15 protein-coding genes are annotated in these 18,836 nt (G+C 70.5%); 10 read left to right on the top strand and 5 right to left on the bottom strand.

The annotated features are described in order from the left end of the window. Positions 1-11: 11 nt before the first annotated feature. On the bottom strand, positions 12-506 hold the full coding sequence (locus JW613_RS09555; protein ID WP_209210270.1) for a DUF6314 family protein: 495 nt from the start codon (positions 504-506) through the stop codon (positions 12-14). A gap of 281 nt (positions 507-787) precedes the next feature. Between JW613_RS09555 and JW613_RS09550 the strand changes: the two genes are divergently transcribed. The 10 genes from JW613_RS09550 (at position 788) to JW613_RS09505 (ending at position 11,816) form a co-directional block, all read left to right on the top strand. Beyond that, on the top strand, positions 788-1,174 hold the full coding sequence (locus JW613_RS09550; RefSeq protein ID WP_209210269.1) for a chorismate mutase: 387 nt from the start codon (positions 788-790) through the stop codon (positions 1,172-1,174). Continuing rightward, positions 1,171-2,421, top strand: coding sequence for a 3-deoxy-7-phosphoheptulonate synthase (locus tag JW613_RS09545; protein ID WP_307865846.1), 1,251 nt, complete (start codon positions 1,171-1,173; stop codon positions 2,419-2,421). Before JW613_RS09550 ends, JW613_RS09545 begins: the two co-directional genes overlap by 4 nt. 115 nt (positions 2,422-2,536) lie before the next feature. Continuing rightward, the gene (locus tag JW613_RS09540; RefSeq protein ID WP_209210268.1) at positions 2,537-3,739 is read left to right on the top strand and encodes a histidine decarboxylase; all 1,203 of its coding nucleotides are present in this window, start codon (positions 2,537-2,539) and stop codon (positions 3,737-3,739) included. Between the two features lie 246 nt (positions 3,740-3,985). Further along, positions 3,986-4,780 (top strand): hypothetical protein, encoded by a 795-nt coding sequence (locus tag JW613_RS09535; RefSeq protein WP_209210267.1) that lies wholly within the window; start codon positions 3,986-3,988, stop codon positions 4,778-4,780. 463 nt (positions 4,781-5,243) lie between these two features. Further along, positions 5,244-5,630, top strand: a complete 387-nt coding sequence (locus JW613_RS09530; protein ID WP_209210266.1) for an ectoine synthase — start codon at positions 5,244-5,246, stop codon at positions 5,628-5,630. Continuing rightward, positions 5,630-7,213, top strand: coding sequence for a class I adenylate-forming enzyme family protein (locus JW613_RS09525; protein ID WP_209210265.1), 1,584 nt, complete (start codon positions 5,630-5,632; stop codon positions 7,211-7,213). The genes JW613_RS09530 and JW613_RS09525 overlap by 1 nt, the downstream gene beginning before the upstream one ends. Continuing rightward, entirely contained in the window at positions 7,210-8,310 is a 1,101-nt protein-coding gene (locus JW613_RS09520) for a hypothetical protein (RefSeq protein WP_209210264.1), read from the top strand. Before JW613_RS09525 ends, JW613_RS09520 begins: the two co-directional genes overlap by 4 nt. Beyond that, positions 8,307-9,611 carry an acyl-CoA dehydrogenase family protein gene (locus tag JW613_RS09515; protein WP_209210263.1) on the top strand — a complete coding sequence of 435 codons (1,305 nt, stop codon included), beginning with the start codon at positions 8,307-8,309 and terminating at the stop codon, positions 9,609-9,611. Before JW613_RS09520 ends, JW613_RS09515 begins: the two co-directional genes overlap by 4 nt. Before the next feature lie 52 nt (positions 9,612-9,663). After that, complete coding sequence (locus JW613_RS09510; RefSeq protein WP_209210262.1) at positions 9,664-10,950, top strand: MFS transporter; 1,287 nt, start codon at positions 9,664-9,666, stop codon at positions 10,948-10,950. A 419-nt stretch (positions 10,951-11,369) separates the two neighbouring features. Further along, positions 11,370-11,816, top strand: a complete 447-nt coding sequence (locus JW613_RS09505) for a PLL family lectin (RefSeq protein WP_209210261.1) — start codon at positions 11,370-11,372, stop codon at positions 11,814-11,816. A gap of 459 nt (positions 11,817-12,275) precedes the next feature. Here the strand turns inward: JW613_RS09505 and JW613_RS09500 are convergent, their stop codons facing one another. The 4 genes from JW613_RS09500 to JW613_RS09485 all read right to left on the bottom strand — a co-directional run bounded on the left by JW613_RS09500 (position 12,276) and on the right by JW613_RS09485 (position 18,832). Further along, complete coding sequence (locus tag JW613_RS09500) at positions 12,276-13,388, bottom strand: cattleyene synthase (protein WP_209210260.1); 1,113 nt, start codon at positions 13,386-13,388, stop codon at positions 12,276-12,278. 118 nt (positions 13,389-13,506) lie between these two features. Further along, a complete protein-coding gene (locus JW613_RS09495; RefSeq protein ID WP_280635121.1) occupies positions 13,507-14,910 on the bottom strand; it encodes a cytochrome P450 in 1,404 nt (467 codons plus the stop codon). A 449-nt stretch (positions 14,911-15,359) separates the two neighbouring features. Then, positions 15,360-17,075: an ABC transporter ATP-binding protein gene (locus JW613_RS09490; RefSeq protein ID WP_209210258.1), complete on the bottom strand. Its 1,716-nt coding sequence runs from the start codon at positions 17,073-17,075 to the stop codon at positions 15,360-15,362. Then, positions 17,072-18,832: an ABC transporter ATP-binding protein gene (locus JW613_RS09485; protein ID WP_209210257.1), complete on the bottom strand. Its 1,761-nt coding sequence runs from the start codon at positions 18,830-18,832 to the stop codon at positions 17,072-17,074. Before JW613_RS09485 ends, JW613_RS09490 begins: the two co-directional genes overlap by 4 nt. Positions 18,833-18,836: the final 4 nt, after the last annotated feature.

Here is an 18,836-nt window from a genome sequence, read left to right as displayed (position 1 = left end):
CGGGGCGGCTCTCAGGGAACGCGTCGCCGGTAGACGGATTGGAGAAGCTGGTCCTTGGCCGGCCCGGTGATCCGCCACTGAAGGTGCCACTCGTCGGGCGAGCAGACCGTGAACCGCCCCTCGTACCGGTCCGCGGCACAAGGGTGGACGACGGACCAGTCACCGCTGCGCAGGTCCAACTCGTGGAAGTGGCGGCCGTCCGCGAAGGTGACCTCGGCTGTGCCGTCGGGGCGGGGAAGCAGACGCAGCACACGCGTGGCCGGATACGTTCGGCCGCCCCAGGTGAGCTGTCCTTCCTCCCTGTGCAGCAGCGCTCCCTCCGGCGCCCCCGCGGCCCCCGCGGCGTCCGCGGCCCGGAACTCGGCGCTCCCCCGGAAGGAGCCCTCCATCTCCGTTCTCCGGTCGATCACGGTGCGCTCGATACTCCACAAGCCCGCGAGGTACCCGGCTGAATCGGTGACGCGGTACGGACGGCAGCCGGGGGGCTTTCCAGGTGGGTGTGGCATGTCTCCATTCTTCCGTCCGCCTCTCACCACCGTCTCACCGCCGTCTTCGGGCATGGCTTCGGCCGACGGCGGTGCCCTCCTGGGGCTGGGGCGGCTGCTGCCCGTCCGCCACGCCGTAGCTTTCAACGCGCGCACGCTTCGATCGTGCGTGCTCGGTGTCCGGTCGCATGAGGCAGGTAGACGGGGAGGACCAGCACGCAGCGAGACGGAGGCTGCCAGTCATGCCGTACACGCCTCAGCGTCGACCGGGCGAATGCCGGAACCAGCACCGGTCCGAGGCCTTGTCAAAGCCCGAGGTCACATCACAGCCGGAGGACGCCTCGCAGCCGTTGGCGGAAGCCCGCATCGCAGAGCTCCGCCGGTCCATCGACGAGATCGACAGCGCCGTGATCGAACTGCTGCGCCGCCGGGCGCAGCTGTCGCGGCAGGTGCAGAAGGCGAGGATCGGGCAGCGAGGTGCCCGGATCGCGCCCGCCCGTGAGGACAGGGTGCGACAGCACTTCCGCAGCGGCCTCGGCACGAAAGGCGAACACGTCGCCGGAGCTGTCCTGCTCCTGTGTCGCGGAGGCGGTCCCTCCGTAGCGGCTGCGAACGGCGATGCAGCGGCCGCGGACGGCGATGCAGCCGCTGCGGACGGCAACGACACGACCGGACGGAGCTACCGGTGACTGAGCTGCCGAGGGCGGAAGACCGCGCGGCGGTCGAGTTTCCGCGCTCCTTGTCGGACGACGACATGGATCAGTGGCACCGGCTGCCCGCCTTCCAGCAGCCGGTATGGGAAGACGGTGCGCGGGCCCGTGAGTGCCGGCGGATTCTGGCCGGATCACCGGGGCTCGTCACCGTCGACGAGGTCGGTCAGCTGCGTGCTGTCCTGGCCCGGTGTGCCGCCGGCGACCTCAACATCGTTCAGGTCGGCAACTGTGCGGAGCATCCCGAGGACTCGGCCCCCGAGAGGGTCCGGCGGATGGTGGGCCTGATCGACGCTCTGGCGGGCGTGTGGCAGTCGGTGACAGGGACGCCCGCCGTACGGGTCGGCAGGATGGCCGGACAGTACGCGAAGCCCCGCTCGCAGCCGTCCGAGACAGTGGCCGGGCGCCGACTGGCCGTCTACCGCGGTCACATGGTCAACCGCCCGGAGGCCGGGGAACGCAGCCGTCGTCACCTCGCCGACCATATGCTCGAGTGCTACCGGAGCGCGCGCCAGGTGCTGGCGGAGACGAGGCGGCTCAGCACCGGGCCTGCCGGCCAGCCGCGGGTCTGGGCCTCTCATGAGGCACTCGTCCTGGACTACGAGCTGCCGCTGCTCCGCCGCGACGCCGACGGCCGCTTTCTGCTGGCCTCGACGCACTGGCCGTGGGTGGGAGAGCGCACTCGCCAGCCAGAAGGCGCACACGTGCGGTTGCTGGCCTCGGTCATCAATCCCGTGGCCTGCAAAGTGGGTCCTTCCGCTGCTCCGGACGAGGTCGTGGAGCTGTGCGAGACGCTCAACCCCGCTCGCGCCCCGGGTCGGCTGACCCTGATCGCCCGGATGGGGGCGGACCAGGTGCTCACATGCCTTCCGCCCCTGGTCTCAGCCGTGCGGGACGCGGGGCATCCGGTGGTGTGGATGTGCGATCCGATGCACGCCAACACCCACCGCCGCCAGGGTCTCAAGACCCGTCTGGTGGAAGAGATCACTGCCGAACTCCAGCGCTTCCACCGCTGTGTGAGCCGTGCCGGCAGCGTTCCGGGAGGTGTGCACCTTGAAGCCACTCCCGGTGAGGTGACCGAGTGCATTCCGCAGCGCGCGGCGGGGCCGGACCCGCAGCGGTACCGCAGCTTGTGCGATCCGCGTCTCAACACCCACCAGGCACTGTCCGTGCTGAAAGCCGCCGCACAATCCGCAGCCGCCGGCCCGGTCGACCCCGGGACCTGAGGTTTCCGGTCGCCCGCCGGGGAGGCCGGGGAGGGTTGGGTTGCGCTGTCGAAGCCCCCCGGCTTCTCCGCCGTTCCGCAGCCAACCCCGGCACCCGAACCAAGGAGCAGAACTCATGGTGATCCCGCTGGAGGAAGACCTTGCCATCGGCGAGCAGCCCCGCGGCCCTGCAGAGCGGGCGGGTGACGTCGCCCTACTGCGCGCGCTCGCCGACGAGATGCGCCGAGCACAGGACTACATGGTCGGCTTCCCCGTCAACCTGGACTTCGACTACCGCGACCTGGCCCAGTACCTGGCCGTGCACGGCAACAACGCCGGTAGTCCGTGCGCCAGTACGGACTACCACCTGCACAGCAAGTACTTCGAGCGGGCCGTTGTCGATTTCTTCGCCCAGCTCGCCGGAGCACCTGCCGGAGGGGCGTTCGGGTACATGACGAACGGCGGGACGGAGAGCAATCTGTTCGGCGCCTATCTCGGCCGGGAGCGCCATCCCGACGCCGTTCTGTACGCGTCGGCGCGCGCCCACTACTCCGTTCCGAAGATTGCCCGCATCCTGCGTATGGAATACGTCGGAGTGGCCACGGACGAGACCGGGGCCATGGACCTGTCGGCGTTCCGCTCGGCGTGTCAGCAGCACCGTACGAAGGCGGCCATGGTCGTCGCCACGATCGGAAGCACCGAGGAAGGAGCCGTCGACGACCTGCGCGGGATCCACCGTGTCCTGACGGAGGTGGGCATCGACCGGGCGCATCTGCACGCGGACGGGGCGTTCGGCGGCCTGCTGGCAGCGCTCGGCCCGCGCCCGGTGCCCTGGGGGTTCGCCGACGGTGCCGACTCCATCGCCATAAGCGGGCACAAGATGATCGGTTCGCCGGTTCCCTGCGGCATCGCCCTGGCCCGCCCCGGCGATGTGGAGCGCATCCGGGTGCACGACGCGGCAGTGGGAGCGGACGACGACACCATCAGCGGGTCACGGGACGCCTTGTGCCCGATCCTGCTGTGGCAGGAACTGCGCAGGCTCGGACGCCAGGGCCTGGCTGAACGCGTACGCCGGTGCGTGCGGGTGGCCGAGTACGCAGCCGACCGCCTCCGCGACTGCGGTCGGCACCCTGTTCGCGTACCGGGGAGCAACACCGTTCTCTTCGACGCTCCCGACCATGCCACCTGCCGCCGGTGGAACTTGCTCCACGTGGGCGAACGTGTGCACCTGATCGCCATGCCGCATGTCACCGAGGAGCACGTCGATCGCCTCTGCGACGAGCTGGAGGGCACCGGGACGCCTTCTCCTTGGATGGACCGACTCGCCGAGTCCGGTTGACGGAAGGGGGCGGGGGCGCCCTCTGACCTGACGCCCATCAGCTGCAGGAAGGATACGGCCAGCTGCGCAGTTCCGCGCGCCCCCTTCGGGACGCCGAACCAACGATGTGGGGCACCAACTCGGCGTGTCTTCCGGTCAGTTCAGGGGGAGCCTGCTGGAATGGGACACAGGGCGGCGCACGGCGGTCCCTGGAAAGGGAGCCCTATGCGCAGGAGTCAACGGTCGTGGTCCGTTCAGGTCGTCGTGATGGCGCTGACGTTGCTGGCCATGTTGGCCGGGCCCGTACCGGTCGCCTCCGCCGCCGCTCTCCAGGCCCCGCCGGGGGACTGCGCGACAACACTGCGTTGCGACCTGGCCGAGCTTGAGCCCGTGCCCATGGCCGAACGGGTGGAGATGGTCCGCGACCTGCAGCAGCAGCACGGACCGGCATTCGAACCGGGCTTCCGGCGCTGGGCCGCGATCGTCGGCGTGATGTCAGCCGCGCGCGATCGGGGCGTCGGCGGTCCGGGCACCTGGATGTCGGTGACGAACGCGGGCCTGCTGGAGGCGATGGAACGGGGACTCGCCCACGGACTCGATCCGGAAGCGGACGTGTACGGCAACCCCGGTGCCCTGCGCTGGTCCAGCTACCTGACGAACCTGGCGGCCGGCCGCCTCACCTCACGTCCCCGGCACGACGAGGAGTGGAGCAAGGCGGAGCAGGCCTCCCTCGATCACGGGGACCGGATCGCCCGCACACAGTTCGATCTGCGACCCACTCCCTCGGAACAGCGCTTCAAGCAGCTCACCGACCTCTACCGCTGGGCCATGCAGCACGAGAAGGAGCTTCCCGCCCAGCTCGGCGCACTGACCCCGGTCCTGTGGTGGTTCACGGACGTCCGCAACGAGGACTCCTACCGGATCAGCGCCGAGATCGCGATGACGGTCTCCTTCGGCCCGCCAGGCATCGAGAGCCTCACCCGGCTCCTTCTTGAGATCCAGCTCAAATGCCCCGCATGTGCCTCCCCGCTGCCGGTCCCCGCGCAGGCCGGAGCTCGCTGAGCGAACGTCGGGGAGCCGCTGGACGCACGCACCGGCAGCCGCATTCGATACAGCGCACGTTTTCTGTGTGTACGGCCCGGGGATCGCCTCATTGGTTCATGGGAGCCTCATCTCTCACCTGATGCACCACCTCGCCGGGGAGGGACCCTGTCCTTGGCCCGCCCGGGGAGGTGGTGATCTGGACATACGCAGGCCGCTTGCAGGCCGCTTTTGGTAAAGCTTCCCCCCGGCAATCCGGTGGGGAGGGGATTACGGGAGACGGAGCGGCCTTGCCTGTCAAACGCGTGATGGGGTAACGTCCCCTGAAATTGTTCCACGCATCGGTATCGATCCACGTGCCGATGTGAGCGACTTTCGCAGCTCCGTGAACTTCTCGTCGGCGGCCCCGTGTTCCTCGGGAAATCCGACTCTGCAATTCGGCACCACTCCCCCATGCTGGCGACCACCACACTGGAGTGCTCCGATGTTGATCCGATCGCTGAGTGAATTAGCCGGGTCGAAGTACGAGGTCGAGTGGGGAAACGGCACGAGCCTCCGCCTTCTCACCACCGTGGACAACATGGGATTCACCGTGTGCCACACCGTGGTACGCGCAGGCACTTTCTCCCACCTGGAATACCGCTCACATCTCGAAGCCTGCTACTGCCTCTCCGGCACCGGAGAGATCGAGGAGGCCTCGGGCGCTGTCCACCGCATCGCCCCCGGAGTCCTGTACGCACTCGACAAACACGACCGGCACTGCCTGCGCGCGGATCCCGGGTGCGATCTGACGCTGCTGAGTGTGTTCAACCCTCCGTTGCAGGGCACTGAACGCCATTCGCTGGACCTCGCCGAAGCATCGTCCTACTGATGCCGCGCGGACCCGCCTCCGCCCTCCGTACCCCGCTGCACTCGCTGTTCGCACGGCACGCCGCGGAACAGCCCCGGCGAGCCGCCCTCACCATCGACGGAGTGCACACCTCCTACGGGCAGTTGAACACACTGGCCGAGGAGTACGCGGACGCCCTGCCGCGCCTCGGCGCGCGGCCCGGCGACCGCGTGGTGGTGTACGCCGATATCTCGGTGGATGTCGTGGCGGCGGTCCTCGGCATCCTCAAGGCGGGATGTTGCGTCGCCACCACGCACCAGACGTTCGGGCGGAAGAAGCTGGTGCATCAGATCGGCGAGGCCGACGCCGCCGCTCTCGTCACCGACCGGGCGGAGGATCTGGGCGACCTGTTCGGCGACACCGACCTGAACGCCGTGATCCGCCTGGGCGGAGGGACGGTGCTGCGCCGGTCGCGCCCGGTCGAGCGCGACAGAAGGGGCGCGGACATCCCCGTCGAGGGCCCGCTGGCCGCCCTGTTCTACACCAGCGGCTCCAGCGCCGACCCGAAGGGGGTGGCGATCAGCCACGCCAACATGTCCGCCGCCTTCACCGCCGTCACCGAGTATCTCGGGAACACGGCCGACGACGCTGTGCTGAGCTTCACTCCGATCGGCGCGGACTTCGGCTTCTACAACATCATGATGCCGCTGGCCTTCGGCGGTCGGGCGGTGCTCCACCGGCAGCTGCCACACGGGCCGGAGCAGATCTTCGAGACCATCGATCGCGAGGGCGTCACTGCCGTGCACGCCTTCCCCTCGATACTGACACGGCTGTGCGCACGCGGGGACCTCGGCCGGTACGCGATCCCCTCCGTCCGCTATCTGTGCAGCACCGGGCAGCGGCTCCCGCCCGAGCACATCGCCGCGTTGCGCGGCGCTTTCCCGTCGCTGCGCATCCATTCGATGTACGGCCTCACCGAGTGCAAGCGGGTCTGCGGCCTGCCGCCGGAAGAGATCGACCGCCGCCCCGGGTCGGTCGGCAAGCCCATCCCCGGGGTGCGGGCGGCGCTCATCGACGACGCGGGCGAACCGGTGACGGAACCGGACACCGTCGGGGAACTCGCGGTGTCCGGCGACCTGGTGATGCAGGGCTACTGGCGCAGGCCCGAGCTGACCGCCCGTGTGCTGCGCACCGACCCGTCCGGCGGCCGGACGTTCCTCACCGGCGATCTGTTCACCCGCGACCGGGACGGCTACCTGTACTGGGTGCGCCGCAAGGACGACGGCTTCAGCCGGACGCTTCTCCAGGTGGACCCGCACGAGATCGAGGCACTGCTGCGCGGACGTCCTGACGTGGTCGACGTCGCCGTCGTGCCGGTGCCGGACGAGCGGTCGGGCAACGTACCGGCGGCCTGTGTCGTACTGCGCGAGCCGTCCGCCGTCAGCGCGGAGGAGTTGCGGGCCTTCTGCGCCGATCGGCTGGACTGGCACATGGTGCCGGCCCAGGTCGCGCTCTACGAGGAGTTGCCGAGGACCGCGTCAGGGAAGACCGATCGCCTCGCGCTCCGCCGCGCGATGGCCCGCAACGACACCTCAGGGCAAGCGCGGAAGGAGACAGGACGATGACGACGGAGGGAACCACGGCACCGGACGGCGCACCGCGCGGTGCCGGCGAGTTACCGTACGGGGCCGACGAGTTGCCGCACAGCGCCGACAAGTTGCCACGCGGCGCGGGGACTCAGGAGTACGTGGCGACCTCGTCCATGATCGGGCTCGCGGACCGGTTCGACGACATCGCCACGGGCCGGGACCAGGTGCCGCGGGTGCCGGTCCGCTCCACGATCCGGGACGCGGTCCGCGACCGGCGGCTCCTCGACTACCAGGACGCGATGGTTGAGCGCTCCGGTCCCCTTTTCCAGCACTTCCTGGCGAGCGTGCCGGGGATACTCGAAGAGATGTCGCGCGTCGGTGTCGCGCTGTCCCGGCTGATCGAACGCAGGTCGGCGGCCGAGCCGAGAGACTTCACCTTCTACGAGGCAGACGCGTTCGACGGCACCAACGGACGGACCCTGGCTTCCTTCTCCCGAGGGCGGATCAAGACGCTGACGAGCTCGCCGAACAAGGCCAACGAGCCGTGGTTCCACCGCTATGCCGACCCGGCGGTGTCGCGCTACTTCCCCGAGTCGCTCTTCCGACTGACGGCCCGCACACTGCACGAGCGGGACGAGTACGCCCCGTTCCGGGGCGGGGTCGACTTCCTCTACGAAACGGCCGCCTTCCAGTTCTACGGCAAGGAACGCGCGGCGCAGATCGACCACGTCGCCGGCTTGCTGCGGCCGGACGGGCTCGCGTTCTTCCTGGAGAAGCTCAACCACCCCGACCCGCAGGAGTACCAGCGCCGGGAACGGGTGAAGGACGAGGTGCACAAGGCGGCGTACTTCACTCCGGCGGACATCGCACGCAAACGCCGGCAGATGTTACAGCGGATGACCGACGGGCAGGTCGAGTTCGACGATCTGGTGGGCGCGCTGGGTGACCGGTTCAACCACGTCCATGTGATCTGGCACGCCACCAACTTCTACGAGTTCGTGGCCTCGGACGACGCCGAGCGGCTCGCGGAATTCCTCGAACTGGCGGGAGAGCCCCTCATTCCGGAGGAGTTCCGCTTCGAGGACGCCTCCGCGCGCCGGGTGGGTGGTCGCGAGCGGGAGGGGGCCGTATGAGGGGCGAGGGTGCGCCACCGGACGACACGGACGGTGATGTCTGCGCCCGGGTCGAGGCGCTCGCGGGCACCTGGCGGGGGCGGGCCGCCGGCGCCGAGCGCGAGCGCACCCTGCCGAGGGAGACCGTCGACGAGTTGCTCGACTCCGGATTGCTGAGTCTCGCCGCGCCCACGTGCCACGGTGGTCCGGGGAGCGGCTGGCCGACCCTGGCCGAGGCGGCCCGGCGGGCGGCCCGGGCCTGCCCCTCCACGGGGTGGACCATCGGGGTCGTCGGCGGGCACGCCGCGCTGGCCGGGCGGCTGTCACCGGAGGCCTCCGGACTGCTGTTCGCCAAAGGTGTGCGGCAGGTCTTCTCGACGGCCTCAGCTCCGGTCGACGGGCGGATCACCCGAGTTCCCGGCGGCTTCGAGGTGGCAGGGCGGTGGCGGTTCTGCTCCGCCGTCGACCATGCGAACTGGGTCATGCTGAACGGCTGGTGCGAGTCGCCGAGCGCGCCGGAACGCGTCCTCGTCCCCCTCCGCGCCGACCAGGTGACGGTGGAGGACGGATGGCACGTCTCCGGGATGTCCGCGACCGGCTCCAAGAACATCCTGGTGGACGGCGTCTTCGTAGCGGACGCCCTGGTCACCTCCTTCGACGCGTGCTTCGGCGAGCGCTGGCCGAACGGGTCCGGACCCGGCCCCGGAGCCGGGCCCCGAACCGGAACCGGAGCCGGAGCCGGGTCCACCGACTACCTGGGTGGTGTCCCCTATCTGCACTACATGAACAGTGTGGTCATCGGACCGCTGCTGGGCTGCGCCGAAGGCGCGTTCGACCACTATGCCGCGTCGCTCAGCCCCCGTGACGGGGGTCGGCCGCGGGCGCTGGACGATCTACTGGTGCAGGACGGGCTGACGGAGAGCGCGGCGGAACTGGCCTGCGCGCGTCATCTGTACAGCGCCGTGTGCGCCACACTGCACTCTGCGGGTGTCGGCCGACGGGCCCTGACATCCCAGGAAGGTGCCGTGATCAGCAGGGACCGCGCGTATCTGGCGCGGCTGTGCGTCCGGGCCGTGCAGCGGCTGGTCCAGCTGGCAGGCACCGCCGCCCACCACGACGCGTCCGTTGTCGCACGCCATTGGCGGGACCTTCAGATGATGGCTGCGCACCGGGACGTGAGCTGGGCGCTGAATTTCCCCGCCTACGCGGCCCTGGCCATCGAGTCCGGGGGCGCCACGACCGCGGGCTCAGGTGTGCCGGGGCGCTCAGGTGTGCCGGGGCGCGACGACGCGCTCCCGGCAGTCGCGGAGTCGCACCGCTGATGGCCACGTGAGGCGCCCTCCCAAGCGCATGCCCGGGAGCAGGACGAAGCGCATGGCCGAGAGCAGGGCCGAGGACGTGCCCCGGAGCAGTAGCCGAGCACCGGCGACCGGTGGTTTTGCCCGCGGTGACGTGCGGCTGCTGTCCGGGGGCTTCCTGCTCTTCTTCCTCTCGTCCTTCGGCCAGACCTTCTTCATCTCGCTCTTCTCCGACGACATTCGTACGGAACACGAGCTCTCACACGGCACGTTCGGCGGCCTGTACACGGCGGCGACGCTGGTGGGCGCCTTCACCCTGGTCCGGGCCGGCCATGTCATCGACCATCACTCCGCACGCGCGGTGGTCCGCGTCACCGTACCGCCGCTCGCCCTGGGCGCGGTCGCCATGGCCCTGTCACCGCATGTGGCGGTGCTGTTCGCGGCTCTGGTGCTGCTCCGCTTCTTCGGGCAGGGCATGATGACGCACACCTCGTTCACCCTGATGGGGCGCTGGTTCACCCATCAGCGCGGGCGGGCGGTGTCGGTGGCGACGCTGGGGCTGAACACGGGCGAGGCGCTGCTCCCGATGCTGGCCGTCGCGGTGGCTGCCGGGGTCGGCTGGCGGTCCGCGTGGTGGGGGGCCGCCGCGGTGCTGGCCGTTGCCGGCTGCTTGCTCCCGCTGCTGTTCGCGCGGGAGCGCCGGCCGAGCGGTGGCACCGAGGGTGCGGCGGTCACCGCGGCGACCGCTCCCACCTGGACCCGTGCCGAAGCACTGCGTGACCCGTACTTCTATCTGCTGATGCCGGCCGTCGCGGCGCCGGCGCTGATCGGCAACACGGTCTTCTTCCACCAGGCGTACCTGGCCGAGCTGCGCCACTGGTCGCCGGAGGCGAGCGGGTCGGCGTTCGCGGCGTCCGCCGCGACGACCGTGGTCTTCAACCTGGCAGGCGGTCACATGCTCGACCGGCTGACCGCGCTGACCATGCTGCCGTACTTCCTGCTGCCGCTCGGCTGCGGACTGCTCGTCCTGAGTTCGGCGGACGGCCAGTGGAGCGTCTTCGCCTTCATGGCGCTGTACGGCGTCACCAACGGCTTGTCGCTCAGCCTGTTCGGGGCGACCTGGCCGGAGGTGTACGGCGTCGGGCACCTCGGCGCCATCCGCGCGGTCGTGGTGGCGGTCCTGGTCTGCGCGGCGGCGGTGGGCCCGGGGGTGAGCGGCCTGCTGATCGACGGCGGCGTCAGCTATCCGGGACAGATCGCGGCCATGGGCGTCCACTGCCTGGCCGCGTCGGCGCTCATGCTCCGGGTGACGCGGCGGCTGCGCACCCGCGGCCGCACATCTCGCACGCCACTTCCGCAATGAGCGCGGGCCAGGCTGCCGCCGACCCGGCTCCACGGCTCGCTCGTACGGTGCCCGCCCCCTGGCAGAGCCTGCCGACCCCACACTCGCGCGTCGGTGCCGCTCCCGGTCTCGCAGGAACGGCCCGGCGACCGCCGTGATCGGATCAGCCACCCCGAGAGCCTCTCACCCTTGACCAGCAGGTGGGGAATCCTTGGCCGGTGCTCCGGATTTCCATTTCCGGTGGAACGCTGACTGCGCGAGAAGTCTCCCGAAGCGGAATGTCTCAAACGCAAGGCAACCGCATCAGCGTTCATTGCCCGCTGAAAGTTCCCCTGGATATGTTCCCCCCGACACACGCCCGGCCCCCAGCGGGTATGAATCCGGCTTGGCGGCGGGCGTGGGGAAATCAAGGGAGGGGAACCGTGGCATCAGTTCGATCCTTGACCGCTGCAGCAACGGCTGCCTTAGCCATCGGCGTCAGCCTCGCTGTACCCGGGACGGCCGCAGCCAAGGACACACCGCAACTGCGGTCCAAGCCGATCGTCAAGAAGTTCGAAGGCTCCAAGGACAAGGCGTCGGTCAAAGCCGCCTGCGCCATTGACGCCTACGGCCACCGTGGCTACCGCGTATGCGGGTTCGACTACTTCAGGTACGACTGGGGTGGCGGCAACTACGAGTACTTCGTGGTCGGCACCAACTACGCCGTGTGGCACATCTGGAAAGGCGCTAGCGGCTGGAAGAGCCTCGGCGGCAAGGCCCGTACCGCCGCGCCCAATGGCACCTACGCCACCAGCCCGGTCGGCGTGGCGACCATCGGCACAGACAACAATTGCTGGTGGCGTCCGCGCGGCAATGGCAGCTGGCCCGGCGGCTGGCGCCGCTGCTGAACCACACTGACGGAACACGCCCCGGCAGGGCCACCCCTGCCGGGGCTGTGCGTTGACCACCGGAAGACCACGCCTTTGCGCACGCCGCCGATTCGGCAGCACCGAGCTGTCACCGGGTATTTGAGCCCTTTCTCCTTGTGAAGAAATGCAAGTGGTGTGGTCGTCCATTTCGAACAGCAGGACAGCTCGTGGTTTCTCATCACCGACTTCTTCTGGCCGGGTGAAGTCCACGAGGAACTGCCGCGCAAGGCCTGATTCAGCAGTGTGCAGTCCCGGGCCCCGGCCCCCGGTGCTGACCGACGCACACGGGGTGGCCGATGCCGCGCTTCTCGCTTCCCGTCCATGGAAGGCGGAGCCGACCAGCTCGGCCTCGCCCCGGTACCGGGGCGGCGGCCCGGGACCGGATGGGCGGTTCCACGAGGCCGAGGCACCACCCCTTCGTCCGGAGTGTGGGTCGCTTCATTGGTCGAGGGAGTCCCACCACCAGGCGATGGAGGGGATCGGGGGTGGGGAGGTGTCGGCGGGTGGGGTCCGAGTCCAGGATCCCGTGGTGGTGACAGCACCGGGTGAGCGGCCGTCGGGGTTGCGGTAACGGTCGGCGCTCAGGCCCCATTCGAGGTTTCCGGGCAGCAGGTGGTCCAAGTGGTCCAGGTAGGCGCGCAGGGGACGGCTCGCAAGCGGACCGACCTGCTCGCGGAGCTCGATGTAGCGGTGGGTGAGCCGGTTGCACAGCTCCGTCGCCGTCCGCAGTGCTTCCTGCTGGGTGCAACTGCGCTCGCGGCGCAGGATCTCCACGAGCCCGAGTCCGGACGGCGGGGTACCTTCGTGGCGGGCAACCCACTGCTCCTTGCCGTAGGAGAAGAGGTCGTCGTCGAAGGCGGCGGTGGTGAAAGCGAGTTCGGTCAGAGCTCCTACGAGAGGTGAGGACAGCTCCCGGTCGGGTATCTCTTCCCCGTCGATGATCTCCGCCCAGGCCAGCGTGGCGGCACCCGCCGCGGTGTGCCGGCGCAGGTGGGCGTAGTCGTTGAGCGCCGGCGTGCTGTGTGCGGCACGGTGGCCGAACTCCCACAGCATGGCGAGGAACCAGGCCCGGTGTGCTTCGACGCAGCGCCGCACCTGGGCAGGGGTGGCCCACCGGTGCGCTCGCAGTGCCAGGTCCCGTACCGCCGGAATGAAGGTGTCAAACGTGTCATCGGGGCTGTCCACCCGCGCGTCGGGGGCCTCCAGAACCCGTACGAGCCTGGTGGTCAGGTCCGCGAAGCGGCCCGTGCGATCGGCGGCGGATCGTGTGTGCCCTTCGTCGTACGCGTCATCGAGGTGGAACATCAATGTGCACCAGTCCACTGCCAGTCGCAGCCGTTCGGCCGGGGCTCGGGGCATGATCCGCCCGTAGAAGCCGGGGCAGTCGTTGCCGCGCATGCGGGCCTTTTGCCGGGGTGTCAGCGCGGGTGCGAACTGGTTGATCCAGTCGGCGGTGTGTCGGGCCAGGGCTGCCTCGTCGGGATGGCGCGCTGTGGGGAGAGGACAGTAGCGCGGCGGGAGTTCGATCGAGAGAGTGTCGGCGGTGCGCATGCAGTGCCTCGCGGAAGGGCTCTGGGGGTCTGTGGCGCCGTTACGGGGGCGGATTCGAGGGTGGCCGTCAGGGGGTTGATGCGGAGGGAATGCGGCACAGAGGGGTGTGGCGTGGCGTTCACGACTGCCCGTCCTGCGCCGTACGCGCGTGCCGGGTGGAGGTCTCCATCAGCAGACGGCGAGGACGTAGGGCTGTGGACAGGGCCACCGGGCGTACGTCGCTGCCGGGAGCGCGCCGCAGCCGCCACCGGCCGACGACGGCGGCGAGCAACAGCGTGCTCTCGGTGAGGCCGAAGGTGTCGCCGGCGCATTTGCGGGCGCCACCGCCGAAGGCGGCGAAGGCCCCTTTGGGCAGGGTACGGGCGCGCTCGGGCAGCCAGCGGTCCGGGTCGAAGGCGTCGGGGTGGTCGTACAGCCCCGTACGCCGGTGCACCGCGGGGGCGCAGAAGGCCACGGTGGTGCCGGGCGGCAACTGGTGCCCGCCCAGTTCCGTCCGTTCGGTGGTGACCCGGGTGAACAGCCAGCCCGGCGGATACAGGCGCAACGCCTCCATGATCACCTGCCCTGTGTACGGCAGTTCCGGCACGCTCCCGCCTCTCGCGGGCCCGCCACCGAGCACGGCGTCGACTTCCCGCTGGAGCCGGGCCAGCGCCTCGGGGGTGCGGTCCAGCAGGTACAGCGCCCAGGACACGGCCGCGGCGACACTGTCGGAACCGGCAGCCAGCATGGTCAGAACCTGATCGTGGATCTCGGTGTCGTCCAGGCTGTCGCCGCCGGGTGCGGCCTGGTCGTGCGCCGTCTCGTCGCGCGCGGTGATGAGGGCGGAGAGCAGATCTCCGCGGTCCGTGCCGCCACGCCGGTACTCGGCGACCAGGCTCTCGATACCGCGCCGCAGCTCGGCCACGGCGCGGTCGAACCTGCGGTTGGCCGGCAGGGGCAGACGTTGGAGCGTTCGCGGCAGGAACATCCGGGCGGTGAGCTGGTCGAGCACCGTCTCCACCGATTCCCGGAACCCGGCCGCCGCCTCGGCGTCGAGCCGGGTGGCGAACAGGCTCCGCAGCACCGTACGCAGAGCGGCGCCGTACAACGCACGGTAGACGTCGACAGTCTGCCCGTGCTCCCACTCGTCCGTCAGCGCGGCGGCCTCCTGCTCCATCACCGTCGCGTACCGTTTCAGCCGCTCGGGGTGGAAGGAGGGCTGGATGAGCCGCCGCTGTCTGCGGTGCTCGTGGTACGGGCAGCTGCCGACCCCGTTGCCGATCGTGCTGCGTACCCGGTCGAAGAAGGGGCCGCCCTTGTCGAACGTACGGTCGTCGGTCAACACCCGCCACAGCAGGTCGGGATGGCAGGGTACGCAGGCTCGTACCGGCCCCAGACGCACCTCAACCAGATCACCACGGTCGGACAAGGACCCGGCGAACCGCAGAGGGTCACGCATCATCGGCCAGGCATGACCCAGCAGCGGCACTCTTCCCGGCGCACGGGGCAGACCAGTCGTCCGTGACGTCGAGCTGCTGCGCAACGGGGACCACCACCAGTCCGGCTGCCCCCTGCGGGGCAAACCGCTGTAACGACCTGAGCAGACTCTTGCCAGTAGCAACGCAGCGGCAACGGCACAGCCGTCGTTGCTGGGCTTCTCCTCCTTCGTACACCTTTCTCACTGGCGAGCGGAGAGTACAACCCGCTGTCGGCGCGGGTGTGTTGAACGTGTTGAAAGCTGCATCCAGTGATCGGCGACACCGAGCGCCGTGACGCACCATCGCGCGCTCCTGGCTGGGCGCCCACCTTGAGGAACGCCTGCTCTGTCCGCCGGCAGCGCCATCGGCGGCCTGTATGGGCCGCATCCCCTTTTTCTGGTGCTTCGCGCTTGCAGCGGCCCCCGCAGTGCTGTCCGCCGCAACCGTCCTGGTCCGGCCCCGGCGTCCCGTTGCAGGGGCCTCCCCACCCGAGGGCGAAGGGTCGGCTGGGACCTCACGCCGGGCCGGCCGGTGACAGCGTGAGGTCCCAGTACTCGGCGTAACGCCCGCCCCGCCGCAGCAGCTCGTCGTGGCTGCCCTGCTCGACGATGCGACCGCCGTCCAGGAAGGCGACCCGGTCGGCGCGGCGGACGGTGCGCATCCGGTGCGCGACCATCACCACCGTCCGGCCCGCCATCAGCCGCTCGATCCCGGTGTGCACGGCGGCCTCACTGACCGGGTCCAGGGCCGAGGTCACCTCGTCGAGCAGCACGACGGGCGCGTCCTTCAGCAGTGCCCGTGCGATCGCGATGCGCTGCCGCTCGCCGCCGGACAGCAGCGCGCCGCCCTCGCCGACGTGCGCCGACCAGCCGCCGGGCAACCGCTCGACCACCTCGTCCAGCAGTGCCGCGGCTGCGGCGGCACGCACCTCGGCGTCGGTGGCGTCCGGACGGCCGAGGCGCACGTTGTCCTCGATGGTGCCGTCGAAGAGATAGACGTCCTGGAAGACGATGGCGATCCGCGCCATCAGCTCTGCTGTCGCCATCTCCCGTACGTCCACACCCCCCACCCGCACCGCGCCGGCATCCACGTCGTAGAACCGAGCGAGCAGCTGCAGCAGCGTGGTCTTGCCCGCGCCCGACGGGCCGACGACGGCCAGCCGCTGCCCCTCCGGCACGGACAGCGACACCGCGTCGGCCACGGTACGGCCGCCGTGGCGGAAGGTGACGGCGTCGAACTCCACGTCGTGACCCGTCGGTCGGAGCGGTTCGCACGGCTCCGGCAGCGGCTCGGCGTGCAGCACCTCGTCGAGGCACGCCAGCTCGGCGCGGGCGGCGCGCAGGCTTCCGCCGATCTCGGCGAGCGAGAGCAGCGGGTCCGCGCAGCGGGCGGCGAGCACCAGGACGGCCAGGACCTCGGCCGCGCCGATGTCCCCGCCGAGGGCGAGGTAAGCGCCCAGGGCGAGCAAGGCGGTGAACACCGCCTGCACGGTGGCCGCCAGCCCCAGCACACCGGGCAGCGCCGCCAGCGTGGCCCGGCGGGAGGCGTGCTGCTGGTCGGCGAGGGAGTCGTCGAGCAGTTGGAAGCGCTCGACGGTGCGGCCGCCCGCCCGCAGCACCGGCTGGGCCTGGAGGTATTCGATGACGCGGTCGGTGGCCTCGCGCTCGCGGGCGACGCGCTGGGTGTCGGTGGCGGTGGTGGCGCGTGCCGTACGGAGCTGGACCGCGGCGACGACGGGCGCGGCGGCCAAGGCGGCGAGGCCCAGCTGCCAGTTGAAGACGAGCATCACGCCGACGATCGTCAGCGGCGTCACACAGGCGGAGATGAACGGCGCCAGCAGGTGCGCGATCACGCCCATCGCCTGCAGCACGCCTTGGCTCGCGAGGACGGACACCTCGCCGACGCGGCCCGGCCGGTACCAGCCGATGGGCAGCCGGGCGAGGTGATCGCCGAGCCGGTGGTACATGCCGTGCAGCATCGTGGTCCCGGCGCGGAAGCCGGACCGGTCGCTGATGTAGCGCAGCACGGCGTAGCCCACGACCGCGGCGCCGAAGGCGAGCAGCCAGGGCCAGGCGTCGTCGGGCGTGCCGCCGAACAGCGCCCGCAGCACGGGGACCAGCAGGGCGTACGACAGGCCTTCGGCGAGGGCGGTCGCGGTCATGAGGGCGACGGTGCGGCGCACCCGTCCGGCGTACTCGCGGCCGAGCACACGCAGCAGCATGGTGATCATCGGGTCTCCTCCCCTTCGGTCACACCGGTGTGGAACTTCCAGAACGCGGCGAACTCCCCGTCGTGCGCGACCAGTTCCGCGGGTGTGCCCTGCTCGACGATCTGCCCGTCACGCAGCATCACGACGGTGTCGGCATCGGCGATCGTCTCCATCCGGTGGGCGATGACCAGCGTCGTCCGCTCGCCCCGGGTCAGCGTCAGAGCCTCACGGACCGTCGCCTCGGTCCGCGGGTCGGCGAAGGCGGTCGCCTCGTCGAGGACCAGCACCGGGGCGTCGGCGAGCAGGGCGCGGGCGATCGAGATACGCTGCGCCTCACCGCCGGACAGCCGGGCGTCCTCGCCGATCACCGCGTCGTAGCCGCGCGGCAGCTCGAGGATCCGGTCGTGGATGTTCGCCAGCCGGGCGGCGCGGACCACGTCGTCGTGGTCGGCGTGCGGCACGGCCAGGGCGATGTTGTCGGCGACCGAGGCGCGCAGCAGCCGTACGTCCTGGAAGACGAACGAGACCCTCCGGTACAGCTCGCGGCCGGCCACCTCGCGCAGATCGACGCCGCCGAGCAGCACCGCGCCGTGGTCCGGGTCGAAGAACCGCGGCAGCAGCTGCACCAGCGTGGACTTGCCGCTCCCCGACGGCCCGACGACCGCCGTCACCGTGCCCGGTTCGAGTACGAGGTCGACGCCGCGCAGGACTTCGCGGTCGGCCTCGTACCCGAAGCGGACCCCGCGCAGCTCCACCCGGTTCCCCCGCGGCGCGACCGGTTGCGCGGGTTCGGGCAGCGCCTGTTCGGCGAGCACGTCCCGGATCCGGCCGAGCGCGCGCCGCGCGGCCTGCAGGTCGTCGAAGCCGTGCCCGAGCGCGGCCACCGGAGCCGTCAGTCCCAGTCCGAGCAGCAGGAATGGCAGCAGATCGGCCGGCGCGAGTCCACCGCCGGTGATCCGGTACGCGCCGCCGATCAGCACCGCCAGCAGCACGAACGGCGGCGACAGCGCCACCTGCATCCCCGCCGCGACCCCGGACAGGCCGCGCACCATCGCGTAGAAGCTGTGTGTGAAGTCGTCCACGGCGGTACGGAACTCGCGGTGCGCGCGGTCGGCGCCGCCGAACGCCTTGACCACGGCGATGCCCTGGACGAATTCGACGACGGAGGCCGAGATCCGCCCCATGGCCGCGTCGAACTCCTTCTGCTCCCGCAGCCGGGCCGGCGTCATCATCAGCGGCACCAGCGCCACGGCCAGCAGTACGGGGATCAGTGTGATCAGCGTCAGCCGCCAGTCCACGGTGACGAGATAGACCAGCGAGATGAGCGGCACCACGAACGCCGACACCAGCTCCCCGGGCGTATGGGCGATGACCGGATGCAGCGCGCTGACGTCCTCCCCCACCAGCTTCGCCAGCTCACCGCCGCGCCGCCGGGACAGTCGGCCGATCGGCATCCGCCCCAGGCTCGCGGCCAGCTGCCGGCGCAGCGACAGCTGCACATGGCCGTCGAGCAGATGCCCGACGCCGGACGCCGCGGCCGTGAACAGCAGCCGCACGAAGAGCCCGGCCGCGCCCGCGATGACGACGTTGCGAACGTGGCCGTGGGCAGCGGGGCCGGGCGCCAGCAGCGTACGGCCCAGCTCGACGACCGCGAGCAGCGGCACGAGGCCGGCGACCGCGCCGACGATCTGCAGGAGGACGACGGTGGCGAAGCCGCCGGCGTAAGGGCGCAACAAGCGTCTCACGCCCGGCGGCTGGGCGGTTCGGGTCTCAGACATGCGC

The organism is Streptomyces smyrnaeus, assembly GCF_017676345.1.
Lineage (GTDB): Bacteria > Actinomycetota > Actinomycetes > Streptomycetales > Streptomycetaceae > Streptomyces > Streptomyces smyrnaeus.
The sequence above is the reverse complement of the archived record's forward strand: the minus strand, read 5'-3'. Positions and strand labels throughout refer to the sequence as shown.

Coding starts and splice junctions, on each gene's coding strand:
- JW613_RS09555 (WP_209210270.1), bottom strand. CDS start 506: ATGCCACACCCACCTGGAAAGCCCCCCGGCTGCCGTCCGTACCGCGTC.
- JW613_RS09540 (WP_209210268.1), top strand. CDS start 2,537: ATGGTGATCCCGCTGGAGGAAGACCTTGCCATCGGCGAGCAGCCCCGC.
- JW613_RS09535 (WP_209210267.1), top strand. CDS start 3,986: ATGGCGCTGACGTTGCTGGCCATGTTGGCCGGGCCCGTACCGGTCGCC.
- JW613_RS09530 (WP_209210266.1), top strand. CDS start 5,244: ATGTTGATCCGATCGCTGAGTGAATTAGCCGGGTCGAAGTACGAGGTC.
- JW613_RS09525 (WP_209210265.1), top strand. CDS start 5,630: ATGCCGCGCGGACCCGCCTCCGCCCTCCGTACCCCGCTGCACTCGCTG.
- JW613_RS09520 (WP_209210264.1), top strand. CDS start 7,210: ATGACGACGGAGGGAACCACGGCACCGGACGGCGCACCGCGCGGTGCC.
- JW613_RS09515 (WP_209210263.1), top strand. CDS start 8,307: ATGAGGGGCGAGGGTGCGCCACCGGACGACACGGACGGTGATGTCTGC.
- JW613_RS09510 (WP_209210262.1), top strand. CDS start 9,664: ATGGCCGAGAGCAGGGCCGAGGACGTGCCCCGGAGCAGTAGCCGAGCA.
- JW613_RS09500 (WP_209210260.1), bottom strand. CDS start 13,388: ATGCGCACCGCCGACACTCTCTCGATCGAACTCCCGCCGCGCTACTGT.
- JW613_RS09490 (WP_209210258.1), bottom strand. CDS start 17,075: ATGATCACCATGCTGCTGCGTGTGCTCGGCCGCGAGTACGCCGGACGG.
- JW613_RS09485 (WP_209210257.1), bottom strand. CDS start 18,832: ATGTCTGAGACCCGAACCGCCCAGCCGCCGGGCGTGAGACGCTTGTTG.